Source organism: Microbispora sp. NBRC 16548 (assembly GCF_030268985.1).
Lineage (GTDB): Bacteria > Actinomycetota > Actinomycetes > Streptosporangiales > Streptosporangiaceae > Microbispora > Microbispora catharanthi.
Genome location: NZ_BSSF01000003.1, coordinates 561440 through 579110, shown reverse-complemented (window position 1 = coordinate 579110; position 17671 = coordinate 561440). Strand labels below are relative to the sequence as shown.

17 protein-coding genes are annotated in these 17671 nt (G+C 75.2%); 7 read left to right on the top strand and 10 right to left on the bottom strand.

Features of this window, described 5'->3' with window-relative positions; genetic code table 11:
• Positions 1-221: 221 nt before the first annotated feature.
• The 3 genes from QSK36_RS10515 to QSK36_RS10505 are packed head-to-tail and all read right to left on the bottom strand — an operon-like array spanning position 222 to position 2968.
• A complete protein-coding gene (locus tag QSK36_RS10515; RefSeq protein ID WP_285782230.1) occupies positions 222-1316 on the bottom strand; it encodes an NAD(P)/FAD-dependent oxidoreductase in 1095 nt (364 codons plus the stop codon).
• Positions 1313-1888, bottom strand: a complete 576-nt coding sequence (locus tag QSK36_RS10510; RefSeq protein WP_285782229.1) for an isoprenylcysteine carboxyl methyltransferase family protein — start codon at positions 1886-1888, stop codon at positions 1313-1315. The genes QSK36_RS10515 and QSK36_RS10510 overlap by 4 nt, the downstream gene beginning before the upstream one ends.
• Positions 1889-1900: 12 nt before the next feature.
• Positions 1901-2968 carry a type III polyketide synthase gene (locus QSK36_RS10505; RefSeq protein ID WP_183537408.1) on the bottom strand — a complete coding sequence of 356 codons (1068 nt, stop codon included), beginning with the start codon at positions 2966-2968 and terminating at the stop codon, positions 1901-1903.
• 118 nt (positions 2969-3086) lie between these two features.
• On the opposite strand from QSK36_RS10505, the gene QSK36_RS10500 reads away from it, so the two are divergent.
• Complete coding sequence (locus QSK36_RS10500) at positions 3087-4091, top strand: UbiA family prenyltransferase (protein WP_285782228.1); 1005 nt, start codon at positions 3087-3089, stop codon at positions 4089-4091.
• Between the two features lie 38 nt (positions 4092-4129).
• Here QSK36_RS10500 and QSK36_RS10495 read toward each other — a convergent pair whose 3' ends face one another.
• Entirely contained in the window at positions 4130-5287 is a 1158-nt protein-coding gene (locus QSK36_RS10495; RefSeq protein WP_285782227.1) for an MFS transporter, read from the bottom strand.
• A 75-nt stretch (positions 5288-5362) separates the two neighbouring features.
• Between QSK36_RS10495 and QSK36_RS10490 the strand changes: the two genes are divergently transcribed.
• Complete coding sequence (locus tag QSK36_RS10490; protein ID WP_285782226.1) at positions 5363-6106, top strand: AraC family transcriptional regulator; 744 nt, start codon at positions 5363-5365, stop codon at positions 6104-6106.
• Between the two features lie 9 nt (positions 6107-6115).
• Here QSK36_RS10490 and QSK36_RS10485 read toward each other — a convergent pair whose 3' ends face one another.
• The 4 genes from QSK36_RS10485 to QSK36_RS10470 form a co-directional block, all read right to left on the bottom strand.
• A complete protein-coding gene (locus QSK36_RS10485) occupies positions 6116-7669 on the bottom strand; it encodes a DUF2079 domain-containing protein (RefSeq protein WP_285782225.1) in 1554 nt (517 codons plus the stop codon).
• A 154-nt stretch (positions 7670-7823) separates the two neighbouring features.
• A complete protein-coding gene (locus QSK36_RS10480; RefSeq protein WP_285782224.1) occupies positions 7824-8444 on the bottom strand; it encodes a methyltransferase domain-containing protein in 621 nt (206 codons plus the stop codon).
• Positions 8441-9103, bottom strand: coding sequence for a TIGR04282 family arsenosugar biosynthesis glycosyltransferase (locus QSK36_RS10475; RefSeq protein ID WP_285782223.1), 663 nt, complete (start codon positions 9101-9103; stop codon positions 8441-8443). The genes QSK36_RS10480 and QSK36_RS10475 overlap by 4 nt, the downstream gene beginning before the upstream one ends.
• Positions 9100-9744 carry a glycosyltransferase family 2 protein gene (locus QSK36_RS10470; RefSeq protein WP_285782222.1) on the bottom strand — a complete coding sequence of 215 codons (645 nt, stop codon included), beginning with the start codon at positions 9742-9744 and terminating at the stop codon, positions 9100-9102. Before QSK36_RS10470 ends, QSK36_RS10475 begins: the two co-directional genes overlap by 4 nt.
• A 104-nt stretch (positions 9745-9848) precedes the next feature.
• Between QSK36_RS10470 and QSK36_RS10465 the strand changes: the two genes are divergently transcribed.
• Positions 9849-11114, top strand: coding sequence for a hypothetical protein (locus tag QSK36_RS10465; protein ID WP_285782221.1), 1266 nt, complete (start codon positions 9849-9851; stop codon positions 11112-11114).
• A 12-nt stretch (positions 11115-11126) separates the two neighbouring features.
• Here the strand turns inward: QSK36_RS10465 and QSK36_RS10460 are convergent, their stop codons facing one another.
• Positions 11127-12140 carry an NAD-dependent epimerase/dehydratase family protein gene (locus QSK36_RS10460; protein WP_285782220.1) on the bottom strand — a complete coding sequence of 338 codons (1014 nt, stop codon included), beginning with the start codon at positions 12138-12140 and terminating at the stop codon, positions 11127-11129.
• A gap of 151 nt (positions 12141-12291) precedes the next feature.
• Here QSK36_RS10460 and QSK36_RS10455 point away from each other — a divergent pair, with 151 nt between their 5' ends.
• Both QSK36_RS10455 and QSK36_RS10450 read left to right on the top strand, forming a co-directional pair.
• Positions 12292-13434, top strand: a complete 1143-nt coding sequence (locus tag QSK36_RS10455) for a cellulose binding domain-containing protein (protein ID WP_285782219.1) — start codon at positions 12292-12294, stop codon at positions 13432-13434.
• Between the two features lie 58 nt (positions 13435-13492).
• Positions 13493-14788 carry a cytochrome P450 gene (locus tag QSK36_RS10450; RefSeq protein WP_285782218.1) on the top strand — a complete coding sequence of 432 codons (1296 nt, stop codon included), beginning with the start codon at positions 13493-13495 and terminating at the stop codon, positions 14786-14788.
• On the opposite strand, the gene QSK36_RS10445 is transcribed toward QSK36_RS10450, so the two are convergent.
• Complete coding sequence (locus QSK36_RS10445; RefSeq protein ID WP_285782217.1) at positions 14776-15930, bottom strand: RtcB family protein; 1155 nt, start codon at positions 15928-15930, stop codon at positions 14776-14778. The genes QSK36_RS10450 and QSK36_RS10445 overlap by 13 nt on opposite strands.
• Positions 15931-16046: 116 nt before the next feature.
• Between QSK36_RS10445 and QSK36_RS10440 the strand changes: the two genes are divergently transcribed.
• Both QSK36_RS10440 and QSK36_RS10435 read left to right on the top strand, forming a co-directional pair.
• On the top strand, positions 16047-17075 hold the full coding sequence (locus tag QSK36_RS10440; RefSeq protein ID WP_285782216.1) for a phosphotransferase: 1029 nt from the start codon (positions 16047-16049) through the stop codon (positions 17073-17075).
• Between the two features lie 143 nt (positions 17076-17218).
• Complete coding sequence (locus tag QSK36_RS10435) at positions 17219-17653, top strand: hypothetical protein (protein WP_285782215.1); 435 nt, start codon at positions 17219-17221, stop codon at positions 17651-17653.
• Positions 17654-17671: the final 18 nt, after the last annotated feature.

Below are 17671 nucleotides of genomic sequence, written 5' to 3'. Positions count from 1 at the left end.
GTCGAAGTAGGTTCTATTACTGCCGCGTATAGGGATCTCCGGGGGCGTCCTAAAAACGGGCGTTCATGAACTGTGAATCCGGCTGTAACAATTCACGGGCACCGTGCCTGTTTCGTGCGAAAGGCCCGGGGAGCGCGGAAGGCCCGGGGAGCGCGGAAGGCCCGGGGAGCGCGGAAGGCCCGGGGAGCGCGGAAGGCGTGGGGTCGCGGAAGGCGCGGCGCTCAGGCGAGCGACCGCACCGCCGCCCCGAACACCGCGGGCAGGCGCCGCGCGGCGGGCACGATCATCCGGGCCGCGGGGGGATGCCGCCGGGCCCGCACCAGCGCGGCCGTCAGCAGGCGGGATCGCCACGACAGGCGCCGCCAGGCGGTCTCGTACTCCTCGGGGCGGCCCGCCCGCAGGCACCCGACCAGGGCGCGGGCCGACAGCAGCGCGAGCGAGATCCCCTCGCCGGTGAGCGCGTCCACGTAGCCCGCGGCGTCACCGACGAGCAGGACCGGCCCGGCCACCCGCCGCCGCACCCGCTGGCGCAGCGGCCCGGCTCCGCGCACGGGGGTGGCGGGCGGGCCGTCCAACCGGGCGAGCAGGTCGGGGAACCGTGCCAGGTGCTCGTCGTAGGTCCGCCGCTCGCTGCTCAGCACGGCCACGCCGACCAGGTCGTCGCCCACCGGGGTGACGTACGCCTCGCCGCCTCGCGCCCAGTGCACCTCCACGAAGTCCGTCCACGGCGCGACCCGGTAGTGGCGGCGCAGGCCGTACCTGCGGGGGCCGCCGGAAGGCAGGTCGAGCCCGAGCCGCGCCCTGGTCGGCGAGTGCAGCCCGTCGGCCGCGACCAGCCACCGCGCGCCCAGTTCTTCTGGGCCCCACGGCTCCGGCCCGCCCGGTTCCGGCCCGCCCAGTTCCGGGCCACACGGCTCCGGCCCGCCCGTCACGTGGGCGCGTACGCCCTCGCCGGTGGCGCGCACCGCGTCCACCCGGCCGCCCACCACGCGGACGCCGAGATCCCGGGCGCGGTGGGCGAGCGCGGTGTGCAGGGCCGTCCGGCGCACGCCCAGCCCCGGGCCGTCCCGGAACTCCGCCTGCACCCGGTGCGGCCCGTCCACGTAACGGATGCCGCGGAACGGCCTGCCGTCCGGCACCGCCACCCCGAGGTCCGCGAGGGCGGCGGCGCCGGTGGGCATGAGGCCCTCCCCGCACGCCTTGTCGACCGGGCCGGGCCGCGGCTCCACCACGACCGCCTCCATGCCGGCCAGCGCCGCGTGGATGGCCGTGGCCAGCCCGGCGGGCCCGCCGCCGGCCACCAGCACGTCGATCACGCCGCGGTCCCCGCTCCGGCGTCACGCGCGGCGGATCCGGGGGCCGCGGTGGCGAGCGCGGCGTTCTCGCAGCGCAGGCGCACGACCATGAGCGGCACGTTGAGCAGGGTGAAGGCCAGCGCGGTCAGCCAGGCGGAGTGCACGAGCGGCAGCGCCGCGCCCTCCACCGCCACCGCGACGTAGTTGGGGTGGCGCAGCCAGCCGAACCGGTACGGCCCGCGCGTCACGAGCGGCAGGCCGGGCACGACGATGACCTGGGTGTTCCACTGGGGGCCGAGCGTGGTGACGCACCACCACCGCAGCGCCTGCGCGGCCAGGACCAGCCCGAGCATCGGCCAGCCGAGGCCGGGGACGAACGGCCGGTCCGCCAGCCAGACCTCCAGCAGGCATCCGGCCAGCAGCCCGGTGTGCAGGGCGACCATCCAGGGATAGTGGCCCCTGCCGTACACCACGCCGCCCCGGCCGAGGCTCCAGCGGGCGTTGCGGCGCGCGACGACCAGTTCGGCGAGGCGCTCCACCGCGACGAGCGCGACGAGCAGCACGTACCAAAGTGACACGGGCCAGGGTGACACGGCTCCTCCTCCCTACCAGCGCAGCAGGACGAGTTCGGAGCAGAACCCCGGGCCCATCGCCAGCAACAGGCCCGGCGTGCCCGGTGGCGGGGGCCGCAGGGCGAGGGTGTCGCGCAACACGTGCAGCACCGAGGCCGACGACAGGTTTCCGTTGGCGGCCAGCGAACGCCAGGTGAGGTCGAGTGTGCCGTCCGGGAGCGTGAGCGTCTCCGCGACGGCCTCCAGCACCTTGGGGCCGCCGGGGTGGCAGACCCAGGCGGTGACGTCGCCCGCGGTCAGGCCGTGGTCGGCGAGGAACCCGTGCACGTCGTCGCCCAGATAGGTGCGGACCACGTCGGGCACCCCGGCGTCCAGCACGACCCGGAAGCCGCTGTCGCGGACGTCCCAGCCCATCACCCGTTCCGATCCGGGATAAAGACGGCTGCGCGTCGCCACCACAACGGGCCGCGCCGCGTCCGCGGGGGGCGGCTCGCGCTCGTCCCCGTACGCGACCACCGCGGCGGCGCCGTCCCCGAACAGGGCGCCCGCCACGAGGTTGGCCGTGGAGGAGTCGTCGCGCTGCAACGTGAGGGAGCACAGCTCGACCGAGAGCAGCACCGCCACGTGGCCGGGCCAGCCGCGCAGGTAGTCGTGCAGCCGGGCGATTCCCGCCGCCCCCGCCACGCATCCGAGACCGAACACCGGCACCCGCTTCACGTCCGGGCGCAGCCCGATCCGGTTGGCCAACCGGGCGTCCAGCGACGGCGCGGCGACGCCGGTGACCGAGGTGCACATGATCATGTCGACGTCCGCCGGGGTGAGGCCGGCCGCCTCCAGCGCCCCGGTGACGGCCTGCGCACCCAGGTCGAGCGCGGCCTCGATGAACAGGTCGTTGGCCGCGCCGAAGCCGTCGAGCTTGCCGTACTGGTCGAGCGGCAGCACCAGGTTGCGGTGCTCCACCCGGGCACTGGCGTGCAGCCGGTCGAGAAGCCGCCGATCGGCGCCCGGCGGAAGGCAGACCCTCGCCAGCGCGTCCGCGATCTCCGCCTGTGAGTGGCGATGCGGGGGAACGACACCATGGACGGCCGCGATCCGCGTCATCTCACATCCCCGTGCAGGCGAAAACCGTGACAAGTCTGTCTTGCCCGTTGGCGGCCGTCGCATACCTTCCGGGGCCGATCGTGATCTGTTCCTGGGGTGCCCGGTTACGCTCGGGATCGTGACCGGTTCAGCGGAACTGCCCGACGAAACGGCGGCCGTCGGCGGCGCGGGTGCCGCCGTGCCGGTTCGCCGCGCGCGTCGCGCGGGCCTCGCCTCGGCGGACTTCGCGGGCGAGGCGGCGGATGGGCGCCGCCGGGCGGCCGGGACGGCGGCATGGACGGCGGCGCGGACGGCGGCATGGACGGTGGCCGGGCTGGCCCGGGCGTGCCACCCGGGTCCGGCCGCGGCGGTGACGACCCTGGTCGCGGCGCTCGTGGCGGTCGCCGGGTGGGGCCCGGCGGGGATGACGCTGACGGCCCTCGCCGTGCTGACCGGTCAGCTGTCCGTGGGCTGGTGCAACGACGCCGTGGACGCCGCCAGGGACGCCGCGGCCGGGAGGACCTCCAAGCCGATCGTCGCGGGCCTGGTGTCCGCGCGTACGGTGCGCGTCGCGGCGTTCGCCGCGCTGGTGGCCTGCGTGCCGCTCTCGCTGGCCTGCGGCGTGGTGGCCGGGGCGACGCACCTGTCGGCCGTCGCCGCGGCCTGGGTCTACAACCTGTGGCTCAAGGGCACGGCGGCCTCGTGGGCGCCGTACGCGGCCGGGTTCGGCGCGGTGCCGGTGTTCGTGTCGGCCGGAACGTCGGGACACGCTCTGCCGGCGTGGTGGGCCGTACTGGCGGCGGCGCTGCTCGGCTGCGCGGCGCACCTCGCCAACGTGCTGCCCGACATCGAGACGGACGTGGCGACGGGGGTGCGGGGCTGGCCGCAGCGTCTCGGCTCCGCCCGGGTGCGGGTTCTCCTGCCGCTGCCGCTGCTGGCCGCGTCCGCGCTGCTTGTGGTCGCGCCTCCGGGGCCGGCCGGCCCGGCCCGATGGCTCGCGCTCGCCGGGGTGGCCGCGTGCGCCGCGGCCGGCCTGGTGCTCGGGCGACGTGTGCCCGTGGCGCCCTTCGCCGCCGCGATCGGCGCCGCCGGGATCGACGTCCTGCTGCTCGCGGCCACGCCGGGCGTCGTCACCGCCGGCTGACTCCCCGCCGCGGCCAGGCTCAGGATCATCGCGGGAAGTCACCTGCGGGGAAGGAAGAGCCCCAGTCCCACGGCGGCGATCGGCACCAGGCAGAGGATCGTGAAGACGCCCTGCGGGCCGTACGCCTCCGCCGCGACGCCGAGCACCGGCGCGGCGAGCCCGCCGACGCTCACGGCGAGCCCGAGCGTGACGCCGGCCGCGGTGCCGGGCCGGTTCGGCAGGTAGTCCTGGCCCAGCTTCACCAGCACGGCGAACGGGATGTTGATCGCGATGCCCGCCAGTACGGCGAACACCAGCGGCAGGTAGGGCCCCGGCAGCAGGCGCAGCCCGGCGAGCGCGGGTATGGCCAGCAGGCCGCCGATCTGCACGGTGCGCACGAGCCCGATCCGGTCGGCGAGGCGCCCCCCGATCAGCGTGCCCGCGACCCCGCCGACCAGGAAGCAGGCCAGGGCCGCGCCCGCGAGGCCGCGCCCGGCGTCCAGGTGCCTGATCCAGAACAGCTCGATGAAGGTGAGCACGCCGAAGAACGTCACCGACCTGACGACCTCGATGCCGGTGAGGACCATGAACGGTGCCCACCTGTCGGTGCCGACGCGCGTGCCCGCCGTGGCCGCCCGGGCCGATGGCCGGTTCCTGAGCAGCGCGAACGCGACGAGCAGGGCCGGCGGGATGAACAGGACCGTGGCGCCGACGCCCATCGCGATAAGGGCGGGCGTGGCCAGCACCGGCGCGAGGAAGAAGCCGACGCTGCCGCCCGCCGCGAAGACGCTCATCGCCGTGGCGCTGTCTCCCGCCGTCTCCCTGGCCCCCTTGCCCGCCGCCGGGTGGAACATGGCCACGCCGAGCCCGGACAGCAGGACGAGGGCCCAGACCGCGGGATACGGCTCCATCAGCCCGGACAGGCCGAGGCCGAGCCCGGCCAGCGCGACACCGGCGGCGGCCAGCCAGCCCAGGCGGAAACGGTCGACCGCCAGGCCGATGAACGGCTGCGGGATCGAACTGCCCAGGGCCGCGGCCAGCGTCAGCCCGGAGGCCGCCACGTAGCCGTAGTGCCGGTCGAGCACGAAGTAGGGCACGCAGGCCGGCACCAGTCCCTGGTAGAGGTCGTCGACGGCGTGCGCGGCCGCCCATAACCACATGCGCCGCCACGCGGACGTCGCCCGCGCCGCCGGCGCCTGCACGGATGTCTCTGTCACCGATCGTCTCCTTGAGAGGCTCCGTCGAGCATCCCGGACGACCGAGGCGGCGAACTAGCGATACTCTGCCGAGTCATGTCGCCAACCCGCCATTCCGCGAGCGGCGGCCCGTCCCGCGTGCCGCTGGCCCACCGCCAGCGCATCGACTGGCACGACCACGCCTCGCATCAGCTCATCCACCCGCACCGCGGGGTGCTGCGGATCTCGACCCCGATCGGAGACTGGGTGGTGCCGCCGCATCGGGGCGTGTGGATACCGGCAGGGGTCGCGCACGCGCACGAGGCGTACGGGCCGACGGAGATGCGGGCGCTGGTCTTCGACCCCCCGGTCAACCCGCTGCGGCTGGACCGGCCCACGGTCCTGGCGATCACGCCGCTGCTGCGGGAGGTGGTGGTCGCCCTGACCGGCGACGACGAGCCGACCGCGACGCAGCGGGCCAACCTGGAACGGGTGCTGCTCGACCAGCTCCGCAAGGTCGAGGCGCTCCCGCTGTGCCTGCCGGCGCCGTCCGACCCCCGGCTGCGCGACGTGGCCGCGATCCTGGAGGCGGACCCGGCGGACGGCCGGACGCTCGCCGAGCTGGGCGCGGCGGTGGGCGCCTCGGAACGCACGCTCAGCAGGCTGTTCCGCGCGGAGACCGGCATGAGCTTCCCGCAGTGGCGCACCCAGCTGCGGCTGCATCGCGCGCTCATCCTGCTGGCCGGCGGCCGATCGGTGACCTCGACGGCCGCCGCCTGCGGCTACAGCGGCCCCAGCGCGTTCATCCAGGCGTTCAAGCACGCCTTCGGCACTACCCCGCACGCGTACGTACGCTCGTGAGGCGGCCGGCTACGGCCGGGTGAGCACCACGTAGCCGGCCTCCCGGAACACCCCCCGGTAGCCCTGCCGAAGCAGCGTCTCGACCCTGGCGACCTGCTGGCGGACCGAGTCGAACGGGAAGTCCCTGGCCCCCACGTCGGCGGCGACCCACGGCGCCCCGCGCGGCGTGCGGTCCCACAGCAGGGTCCGCGTACGCGGCGACAGGGCCGGGGCGAGGGAGCCGGCCGCCTCGACCAGCACGCCGTCGGGCACGGCCGCGACGGCGCGCCCGGCCGCGCGCGTCCGCGCCGTCTCCGCGTGGAAGGAGGGCGTGAACAGCGCCCCGAACGAGAAGAACGGCACGAGCGCGAGCGCGGTGGCGAGCACGAGCAGCGCCCATCCGCGCACGAGCCTTCCGGACCGTCCAGGAAAGCGGGCGGCCGCCCGCAGCGCCCCGTCGATCCCGGCGGCGAAGACGACCGCGACGACGAAGGCCGTGTAGTGGTATCTCGGGGTCCACCAGTTCGGGTAGGTGCTGGCGAGCATCCGTTCCAGCAGCGGCGGCAGCAGAGCGATGCCCAGCGGGGACAGCACGGCGGTGAACAGCACGGGAGCGAGCGTCAGCACGAGCGTGCGCAGCTTCAGCGGCGGATCGGCGAGCAGCGCGACGACGTCGCCGGGCCGCGTCACGGCGTGCACCACGGCCCGGCGCAGGTCCGGGCCCAGCGTCCAGTACGCCCAGTAGTAGCCGGCCCTGCCGCCGAAGTGCGGGATGAGGACCCGCGTCGCCACCAGGGTCGCGGCGATGCCACCGACGACGAGCAGCGCGCCCAGCCTCCGATCGCGGCGGCGGGCGAGGAGGAACAGCCCGAACCCGGCCAGCAGCAGGCCCATGTCCTCCTTGACCAGCAGAAGCGCCAGCCCCGCGAGGACCGCCGCCCGCCTGCGCCCGGCCTGGTATCGCTCCAGCATGACCGCCGTGAGCAGCGGCGCGAACGCCACCTCGTGAAAGTCGAAGGCCACGGCCTCGGTGATCGGCCACGACAGGGCGTAGGCGACCGCGACGGGACAGGCGACGCGCCGCCCGGCCGTGACCGCCGAGGAGGCGCGGAAGGCGTACGCCCATACGAACGGGATCGACAGCGCGAGCAGCACGGCCTGCGCGACGAGCAGGGTCGCGGGCCCGTTGTGGATCCAGTACAGCGGCGCCAGCAGCGCGAGCGCCGGCGACCAGTGGTCGCCGAGCACGCAGAACCCCGGCCCGAACCCGTTGTGCACTCCCTTCAGCATCGACACCGGTGACTGGAAGCGCGCGTACGAGCGGATCGCCTGGTCGAATATCACCAGGTCGTACGCGCCCGCCCGGAACCGCGCGAGCGTCACGCACGAGTAGAACGCGTAGAGCGCCGCCGCCGCGACGGTGAGAACCGAGACGAATGCGAGGTCCCTGCCGGCCAGCTTCTCGGCGGCCCGGTTTTTGGCAGCACGGGTCTTGGCAGCACGGTTCCCGGCGGAGAGGTTTCCGCGGGCGGGGTCACCGCCGATGAGGTTTCCGTGCCGCGCCCGCAAGGGCCGTGTCCGCACCCACGCGACCATCCCTGCGGCAATCCGCGCGATCCCCGGCATCCGTGTCGTCCGCTTCCGCCTGCTCCCCGCGCAGGCTACCGGCGGTGCCGCCGCACGGACCGGTACCGTCGCCCCCGTTTCCCGTCAGCGGCGGTCAAAACTCCGGCCTGCCTCACCGGGGCCGGCTCAGGACGGAGAACCAGCGGCCGGCCTCGGTCCACACCTCCTCCGGGCGGAAGCCGGTGCGCCCGGCGAGCGGTCCGATGTCGGACACGCTGACCCGCGCCCAGGCGAACCACCCGGTGACCCTGCCCTCCCGGCGCAGCCGGACCTGTTCCGCGCGGGTCGCGGCACCGGGCGGATCGAGCTCGGCGACGACCTCGCCGCCGGGCCGGAGCAGCTCGCGGACCCGCCGCAGCAGGGCGTCGGGGTCGCCGCCGATGCCGATGTTGCCGTCGGCCAGCAGCACGGTGCCCCAGCGGCCGGCGCCGGGCACGTGGCCGAACACGTCACGGCACAGGGCCCGCCCGCCGGCCAGGCGGGTGAGCCGGACGGCCCGGGGGGTGACGTCGATGCCGAGCGCCCGCACCCCGCGCCTCGTCAGCGCCACGGTCAGCCGCCCCGGTCCCGAGCCGACGTCGAGTGTGGGGTCGGCGCAGCGGGCGAGCATGGCCTCGTCCCCCTCGGCGCCGTGGAGCCAGCGCCACGACTCCAGCGGCCACGTCCCGCCGTCGGCCGACTCGACCTCGACCCGTGCGCCGTCCAGCGACTCGGCGTAGAGGGGGCCGATCACGCGGGGGCGTCCGCGCCGAGGGCCGCCAGCGTCGCCGCGAACCGTGAGGAGGGCACCCGCGCGGCCACCGCGCGCGCGTCGGCGGCGGTGTCCACGTCGGTCAGCTCGGGCAGCAGGGCGGCCCGCACGCCCGCGGCGCGGATCCGCTCCATCAGCAGCGCCCCGGTGTCGGGCCGGGACATCGGCAGCCCGGTCAGCAGGGCGGGATCGGGCCTGCGCTGCCCGAGCAGCCAGAACCCGCCGTCGGCGGCCGGGCCGACCACGATCTCGTGCCCGCCCAGCAACCGCCCGGCCTCGGCCAGCAGGGCGGGGGTGACCTGCGGGGTGTCCATGCCGATCAGCACGACCGGGACGGGAAGGGCCGCCCACGCGTCGGTGAAGGCGGCGGCCAGCCGTGCGGCCAGGTCGTCGCCCCGCTGCGCGACCACGTCGTACCCCGCGGGCAGCCAGGGCCCCGGCTCGCCGAGCAGGGCCAGCACCCGGCGCGCGGCGGGGGCTGCGGCGACGGCCGACAGCGTGTCGCGCAGCGCCGCCTCCGCGAGCGCGGCGGCCTCCCGCGCGGTGTAGGGCGGCGTGAGCCGCGTCTTGACCGCCCCCGGGACGGGCGCCTTGGCGATGACGACGATCTGCGTCGCGTTCCCGCTCGTGGCCGGTGTCACGCCGCCCGCCACATGTCGCGGACGGTCCGCACGGTGCCGCGTACGGTGCCCGTCACCTTCGAATGGCCCACTCGCGGCAGGTAGTCGACCTCGACCTCGCCGATGCGCCAGCCCGCCTCGCTCGCCCGCAGCACCATCTCCAGCGGGTAGCCGAACCGCCGGTCCCGCAGGCCCAGGGCCAGCAGCGCCGTACGCCGGGCCGCGCGCATCGGGCCGAGGTCGTGCAGCGGGGCGCCGGTGCGGCGGCGCAGCCGCCAGGCGAGCACCCGGTTGCCCAGCCGGGCGTGCGCGGGCCACGCCGATCCGCTGACGGGCCTGCGGCGGCCCAGCACCAGATCGGCCGCGCCGCTCACCACCCCCTCCGCGACGTACGGCACCTGCCTCGGGTCGAGGGAGGCGTCGGCGTCCATGAAGCACACGACGGGGGCGGTCGCGGCCGTCAGGCCCGCGTGGCAGGCGGCGCCGAAGCCCGGCCTGGGCTCGGTCACCACGAGCGCGCCGTGCCGGGCGGCGACCTCGGCCGACCCGTCGGTGGACCCGTTGTCCACCACGATGGCGCGGCAGCCGTCCGGCATCCGGCCGAGCACCCAGGGCAGCGCCGCCGCCTCGTCGAGGCAGGGAAGCACCACATCGATCTGCATGTCGCAGAAGCTAGGGCCGCAGGGGCCGCCGAGTTCTTACGAAGTGACTACGGGGCGGTCCACGAGGCGGGGACGGCGGCTCCGGCGCGCCTAGCGTGTGGCCCGTGATCACACGACGACGGGCACTGGCGGCCTGGGCGGCGCTGGTGGCGGTCGCGTTCGCGGTGGGCGGTCTGCTGCACGCCCGAGGGGTGCTGCGCATCGACCACCTCCCGCCGCTGCACGCGCTGGCGCGCCTGCCCACGCTCGCGCTGCTTCCGGCCGCGGCCTTCGCCGTGGTCGCGGTCCCCGCGCTGCCCCGGCTGACCGCGCACCTGCCGATGCGCGCGGCGCTGGCGGCGGCCTTCGGCGCGTCGCTCGCGTGGACGGTCCTGCTGGCCGTGTCGGGGGAGGGGCTGGCGTGGCCGTTCACCCATCCGCAGGAATACCTGGCCGGGCTCGGGGCCGTCGGCGACGACCCCCTCGGCTGGCTCGCCGGGTTCACCCGTGACCTGCCGGCCTATCCCACGCACGTGCGCGGCCATCCGCCGCTGCCGGTGCTGGTGCTGTGGGCGCTGGCGGCCGCCGGGCTGCCGGGACCGTTCTGGGCCGCCGTCCTCGTGGTCGTGACGGGATGCTCGGCCACGGTCGCGATCGGGCTGGCGGTGTGGCGCGTCGCGGGGGAGGAGGCGGCCAGGCGGGCGCTGCCGTACCTCGCCCTGTGCCCGGCGGCGGTGTGGATCGCGACGACCATGGACGCGTTCTTCGCGGGTGTGGGGGCGTGGGGGACGGCGCTGCTGGTGCTCGGCGCGCGGAGCCGGGCGGGCCGGGTGGCGCTCGGTCTCGGCGCGGGGCTGGCCCTGGGCGCGCTGCCCTACCTCAGCTACGGTCTGGTGCCCTACCTGGTCGTCCCCCTCGTGGCGGCGGTCACGGCGGAGGTGCCGCGGACGACCGTGGCCGCCTGCCTGGCCGGGATGGCGGGGGTGAGCGCCCTGTTCGCCGCCGGGGGGTTCTGGTGGCCCGCCGGAGTGCTCGCCACCCACGCCGAGTGGGCGGCCGACCCCGGCGCGGCCCGGCCTTACCTGTACTTCCTGGTCGCCGACCTGGCCGTGCTCGCCCTGGTGACCGGCCCGGCCGCCGCCGTAGGACTGGTGGTGCCGGGGCGGGCCGGGGAGCGGATCCTGCCCGTGGCGGCGCTGGCCGCGGTGCTCGCCCTCGACGTCAGCGGCGTCACCCGGGGCGAGGTGGAGCGGATCTGGCTGCCGTACGCCCTGTGGGTCGTCGCGGCGGCCGGGCGTACGGGAGCCGGGCGCGCGGGAGACAGCCGTCTGCTCGCCGTGCAGGCGGTGGCGGGCCTGCTGCTGCAGGGGTTCGTCCGGTCGCCCTGGTAGGTGAGCCGTAGGTCAGCCGGCCAGCGGCGCGTGGGCGAACTCGCGCATGCCGTCGGCGAAGCGGACCCGGGCCCGGAAGCCGAGGCCGGCGGCGGCGCGGTCCGGGGAGGCCACGATGTGCCGCACGTCGCCGAGCCGGTAGCGGCCGGTGACCTGGGGGGCCGGTCCGCCCCGGGCCGCGCTGAGCGCGCCCGCCAGGTCGGCGATCGTGCGGGGCTCGCCGCTGGCCACGTTGTACGCGCGAAGCCGCCCGGGCGGGGCGGACTCCAGCGCGTGAAGCGCGGCGAGGTTGGCCGCCGCGACGTCACCGACGTGGACGAAGTCCCTGCGCTGGCCGCCGTCCTCGAACACCAGCGGCGCCCGCCCGGCCTCCAGCGCGGACCTGAAGATCGCGGCCACCCCCGAGTAGGGGGTGTCGCGCGGCATGCCGGGGCCGTACACGTTGTGGTAGCGCAGGGCGACCGCCGCGCCGCCGGTCTCGCGCGCCCAGCCGGCCGCCAGGTGCTCCTGGGCGAGCTTGCTCGTGGCGTACGCGTTGCGCGGATCGGCCGGGACGTCCTCGTCCACGGTCCCCGGCGTCAGCGCCCGCCCGCAGCGCGGGCACGCCGGCTCGAACCGCCCCGCGGCCAGGTCCTTCTCGTCCCGGGGGCCGGGGCGCAGGCGGCCGTGCTCCGCGCAGTCGTAGACGCCCTCGCCGTAGATCACCATCGACGACGCCAGGACCAGCCGGGCGATCCCGCGCCGCGCCATCGCGGCGAGCAGCACCGCGGTCCCGAGCGCGTTGACCGACACGTACTCCGGGAGGTCCCGCACGTCGACGCCGAGGCCGACCTTGGCCGCCTGGTGCACGACGGCGTCGGCGCCGTCTATGGCGCGGCCGACGGCGTCCTCGTCCCGCACGTCACCGGCCGTGACGTCCTCGCCGCCGCGCAGGTCGAAGCCCCGCACCTCGTGCCCGGCGTCGCGCAGCAGCCCGGCGACGCGAGTTCCGATGAAACCGGCCGCGCCGGTGACCACGATCTTCATCCCGCGACGGTAACAACGGCCCGCCTCGCTGAAACTTTCATATTCCTTACGGAACGACCGGCACAGATACGAGCGGAGTTGACGGGCCCGCGCCGCCGACCTGATGATCCGGGCGATGTCGTCGGCGAATCGTCGTTCCGGAGGGTGGCTCGTGTCCAGACTGTCGTGGCCGGCCGCGTGGACCGCGGCGGGCGCCGTCGCCGCCGCGCTGCTGGCGGCCAACATCGCCGCGCCGCCCGTCCTCGCGACGAGTGTGGTGTACGCGGCTTCGGCGTCCACCGGTGAACCCACGCCGCAGCCGAGCGGGTCCCCCGGGACGGACACCACGCCGCCCACGGCCCCGGGCGAGGTGCGGCCCTGCCCGCCGCCCCTGCCCACGGGCGGCACGCCCCAGGGCGTGGTCGGCCTGTGCTGGACGGCGTCCACCGACGACGTCGGCGTCACCGGCTACGAGGTCTACCGCCTCACGCCCGACGGCTTCGTGAAGGCGACCTCAACCACGTCCACGATCACCGTGATCACCGGCCTGACCATCGGCCGCACCTACACGTTCTACATCGTGGCCAAGGACGCCGCGGGCAACACCAGCAGGCCCACCGCGCCGTTCAGCACCGCGGCGGTCACCGGCATGTCCGTGTCGCCGAGCCCCGGCACCGGCGACACGACCCCGCCGACCAAGCCGACCGGGATCCAGGCCAACTGCCTGCCCGACTTCAAGGGGACGTCGTTCTGCTGGACCCCGTCCACGGACGACGTCGGCGTCACGGGCTACGACGTCTACCGTCGCACCGACACCGCCTGGATCCCGGTGGGCACCGCCATCGGCACGCACTTCACCGAGGGCAACCTCGTCACCGGCGAGTCGTACGTCTACTTCATGGTGGCGCAGGACGCCGCGGGCAACCTCAGCCTGCCGTCCGATCTGATAACGGCCCGGGCGTCGGGAGGCTACCCGACGTACTCGCCGCCCCCGGTCAGTTGCAAGATCGAGTACACGGCGTGGTCGTGGAGCGGCGGCTTCTCGGCCACCGTGAAGATCATCAACCTCGGTCAGACGCCGATGAACAACTGGACGCTGCGCTTCGTCCTTCCCGACGCGGGACAGAAGGTCGCCAACGGCTGGTCGGCCACCTGGTCGCAGTCCGGCAAGGACGTCACCGCCTCGGCCATGCCGTGGAACTCGGTGATCCAGGGCGGCGCGTCGCTGCAGATCGGCTTCAACGGCACCCTCACGGGCGCCAACCCCGATCCCACCGGCTTCACGCTGAACGGCGGCGTCTGCATCCGGGGCTGACCGCCGTACCGGCCCGATGGGCCGTTTCCCCGGGGCGAATCGGGGCAGGCAGGACGATATGCCGCTGCTCGACACCACGCTGCTCCTGCTGCTCGAGGGCTACGCCTGGCTGCCGGCCCGCTGGCGGGAGACCCAGGGAGAGATGGTCCACACCCGGCTGATGGGCCAGCGCGCCGTCGTGCTGCGCGGGCCGGACGCCGTCCGCTTCTTCTACGACGACAACCACGTCCAGCGGGCTCCCGCGCTGCCCGAGCCGATCAAGAGCACGCTGTTCGGCCACGGCGCGGTGCACACGCTCGACCAGGCCGCGCACCGGGCGCGCAAGGGCATGTTCATGTCGCTCGTGACGCCGGAAAGCGTGGCCGCCCTGGTGGGCGAGACCACCGCGGCGTGGGACGCGGCGGTGGCGACGTGGCCGGGCAGGGGACACGTCGTGCTCTTCGACGAGGCCGCCCGCGTCATCACCCGGGGGGCCTGCCGGTGGGCGGGCATCCCGCTCACCGACGAGGAGACCGGGCCCCTCGCCGCCGACCTCGTCGCGCTGGTCGACGGGTTCGGGTCACCGGGCCCGCGGCATTGGCGGGCCCGCGCCGCCCGCAAGCGCCGCGAGGCGTGGCTGGCGGGACTGGTCGAGGACGTGCGCCGCGGGGCCCTGCGGGTGCCGGACACCTCGGCGCTCGCCGTGGCCGCCCGCCACCGGGAGCCCGACGGGGAGCCGCTCGCGCCCCGGATCGCGGCGGTCGAACTGCTCAACCTGGTGCGCCCCACCGTCGCCGTGAGCTGGTTCCTCACGTTCGCCGCGCACGCGCTGCACTCCTGGCCGGTCACCCGGGTCCGCCTGACCGAGGACGCCGACGGCACGTACGCCGAGGCGTTCGCGCACGAGGTGCGGCGCTTCTACCCCTTCGCGCCGTTCGTGGCGGGGAAGGCCGTCAAGGACCTCACCTGGAAGGGCGAGCCGATCCTGGCCGACTGGCTCGTGCTGCTCGACATCTGGGACCAGAACCACGATCCGGCGCTCTGGCCGAATCCGTGCGCGTTCGACCCGCGCCGCTTCGTCGGGCGTGAGATCGGCCCGTACGACCTGATCCCGCAGGGCGGGGGCGACCCGGCGGCCGGCCACCGGTGCCCGGGCGAGCCGGTCACCGTGGGCCTGCTGGAGGCTCTCGCGCCGCGGCTGGCCCGACTGGACTACACCGTGCCGGAGCAGGACCTCACCATCTCGCCGTACCGGATCCCGGCCCGGGTGGCGAGCGGTTTCGTCCTGCGTCCAGCCGGCGCCCGTCCAGCCGGCGCAGCGCCCCGCGAGACCGTGGGGGCGGAACGGCGGCGCCCCTCCGTTCATCCCTTGTAGTTGAAGACCTGGCGCAGCGTGTGCCGGACCTCCACGAGGTCCTTCTGGTCCGCCATCACCTGGTCGATCGGCTTGTACGCCTCGGGGTGCTCGTCGACCAGGGCGGCGGCCCGGTCGGAGTTCCAGGTCCGGCCGCGCATCGCCTCCCTGAGCGAGGCCGGCGACAGCTCGCGCTTGGCCCGGCTCCTGGACATCCTGCGCCCCGCGCCGTGCGAGCAGGAGTTGTACGACAGCGGGTTGCCCCGCCCGCGCACGATGTAGGACCGGGTGCCCATCGAGCCCGGAATCACGCCCTCGTCCCCGGTGTCCGCCTTGATCGCGCCCTTACGGGTGATCCACAGCTCCTTGCCCTGATGGGTCTCCATCTGGGTGAAGTTGTGGTGGCAGTTGATCGTCCGGACCCGCGTGCCGGCGCCGACGACGCGGAACAGCGCGTCGCTCAGCACCTTGTCCATCCGCGCCCGCGACGCCATGGCGTAGCGCTGCGCCCACAGCATGTCCTCGATGTACGCGGTGAACTCCGGGGTGCCCTGGGTGAAGTAGGCCAGGTCGTAGTCCTCCATCCCGACACCCAGGCTCCGCATGAGCCGCTTCGCGCCGTTGATGTGCGCGGTGGCCAGCTGGTTGCCGATCCCGCGCGAGCCGGAGTGCAGCACGGTCCAGACCCGGTCGCGCTCGTCGAGGCAGACCTCCACGAAGTGGTTGCCCGAGCCGAGGGTCCCGAACTGGCAGGCCACGGTGGTCTCCTGCTTGGGCGTCAGGCCGGTGTGCGGCCGGCCCAGCTCGCCGACCGCGCGGTCCACCGCGCGGTCGTCGTGCCCCTTGCCCACGCCCGCCGGGATGCGCTGCTCCACCAGCCGCATCAGCGGGTCGAGCGTGTCGGGCAGGTCGGCGGCCGTGAGCGTGGTCTCGGTCGCAACCATGCCGCAGCCGATGTCCACGCCGACGGCGGACGGGATGATCGCGCCCTCCGTGGGGATGACGGAGCCGACCGTCGCGCCGATACCCACGTGCGCGTCCGGCATGAGCGCGACGTGACCGGGCACGAACGGCAGGCGCGCGGCCCGGGCGGCCTGGTCGATCGTCCCGTCGTCGATCTCGCTCGCCCAGGACAGCAGCTTCGGGGCGATGTGCTTCGGCATCGTGGTTCTCCTTCTCAATCGAGATCCACTGTGCCGGGGACCGGCGGGAATCCCAACCGAATATCGCGGCGGAAAGTCGTTTGCCGCACTGCAGGCCCGCCGCCCATCATGCCGAGATGAGCGACGATTCCCGGAACCCCGGCGGTCGGGACGAGGAGGAGCGGCATCGCCGCCCCGATGACGACGGCCCGCCCCCGCCCGCCGGCGGCGTACGGCTGCCGTGGACCGCGGTGCCCGCGCACCTGCGGCTGGCCGTCGAGCTGCATCTGGGAGACCGCGTGACCGAGGCCGTCACCCAGCCCGGCGGATTCTCTCCGGGCGTGGCGGCCCGCCTGCGGCTCGCGGGTGGCGGCAGGGCCTTCGTCAAGGCGGTCGGGCCCGAGCCGAACCTGGTCAGCCCCGGCATCCACCGGTCGGAGGCCCGGGTGGCCGCCGCGTTGCCGGCCACGGCGCCCGCGCCCCGGCTGCTCGCGTCGTTCGACGAGGACGACTGGGTGGTCCTGCTGTTCGAGGACGTCGATGGCCGCACACCGGCCCAGCCCTGGGTTCCGGCCGAGCTCGACCTCGTGCTCGGCGCGATGGCCGAGCTGGCCGAGTCGCTCACCCCCGCGCCCGTGGCCGTGCCGCCGGCCGCCGAGCGGCTCGCGGAGGAATACCAGGGATGGCGGCGCCTGGCGGCCGGCCCGGACGGCCTGGGCGTAAACGGATCCGACGCCGCGTGGGCCCGGCGGCACCTGGATCGGCTGGCGGAGCTGGAGGCGGCCTGGGGCCGGGCGGTGGAGGGTGACACGCTGGCCCACGCCGACCTCCGGGCCGACAACCTGCTGCTCACCGCGGACGGGCGCGTTCGCGTGGTGGATTGGCCCTGGGCGTGCCTGGCGGCCCCGTGGTTCGACCTGCTCGGGATGCTGCCGAGCGTGGCCATGCAGGGCGGGCCGCCGCCCGCCGAGGTCTTCGACGGTCACCCGGTCGCGGCGAAGGCGGACGGCGACGCGGTCACCGCGGTCCTGGCCGCCGTGACCGGCTTCTTCCTGCAGCGGGGAAGCCTCCCCCCGCCGCCGGGCCTGCCGACGCTCCGCGCGTTCCAGCTCGCGCAGGGCCGGGCGGCGCTGGCCTGGCTGCGGCAACGGACCGGCTGGAAGTGACGCCGGCGACCCTGGATCGGAAACCGGGGAGCCCGCGTGGAACCCTGGGCGAGGGCGACGGCGACGCCGTGACCGGCGGGACGCTCACCTGAGCGCGGCTCCGCCCGCCCCGCCGGTTTCGCGTGCGCGAGAGGAGAGCGAGAATGAACCCCGCCTCGGCCGCCGTGGGCGGCGCGGCCACCTTCGTCTGGCTCGGAATGGTGCTGGCGATCTCCTTCCTGGAGGCGCCGCTGAAGTTCCGCGCGCCGGGGGTGACGATCCCGATCGGGCTCGGCATCGGCCGGCTCGTCTTCCGCGCGCTCAACGCCGCCGAGGCCGTGCTGGCGGTCGTCGTGATCGTGGCGGTCGCGACCGGATCGCGCGCCACCCCCGCGGTCGCGCTCACGGCGGTCGCCGCGGCCGTCCTGGTGATCCAGATCGCCGCCGTACGCCCGCCGCTCAACCGCAGGTCCGACCGCGTCCTGTCCGGCGAGGACCCGGCGCGGCACAGGTCGAGGGCGCACCTCTACTACGTGGCGCTGGAGATCGTGAAGGTCCTGGCGCTGCTCGCCCTGGGCTGCGTCCTCCAGGCGGTGTAGCGGTTCCTTCCGCCCGCG

Excerpts from the sequence above, each read along its gene's own strand:
- QSK36_RS10505 (WP_183537408.1), bottom strand. The coding sequence starts at position 2,968 with ATGACGCGGATCGCGGCCGTCCATGGTGTCGTTCCCCCGCATCGCCAC.
- QSK36_RS10490 (WP_285782226.1), top strand. The coding sequence starts at position 5,363 with ATGTCGCCAACCCGCCATTCCGCGAGCGGCGGCCCGTCCCGCGTGCCG.
- QSK36_RS10470 (WP_285782222.1), bottom strand. The coding sequence starts at position 9,744 with ATGCAGATCGATGTGGTGCTTCCCTGCCTCGACGAGGCGGCGGCGCTG.
- QSK36_RS10460 (WP_285782220.1), bottom strand. The coding sequence starts at position 12,140 with ATGAAGATCGTGGTCACCGGCGCGGCCGGTTTCATCGGAACTCGCGTC.
- QSK36_RS10450 (WP_285782218.1), top strand. The coding sequence starts at position 13,493 with ATGCCGCTGCTCGACACCACGCTGCTCCTGCTGCTCGAGGGCTACGCC.
- QSK36_RS10445 (WP_285782217.1), bottom strand. The coding sequence starts at position 15,930 with ATGCCGAAGCACATCGCCCCGAAGCTGCTGTCCTGGGCGAGCGAGATC.
- QSK36_RS10440 (WP_285782216.1), top strand. The coding sequence starts at position 16,047 with ATGAGCGACGATTCCCGGAACCCCGGCGGTCGGGACGAGGAGGAGCGG.
- QSK36_RS10435 (WP_285782215.1), top strand. The coding sequence starts at position 17,219 with ATGAACCCCGCCTCGGCCGCCGTGGGCGGCGCGGCCACCTTCGTCTGG.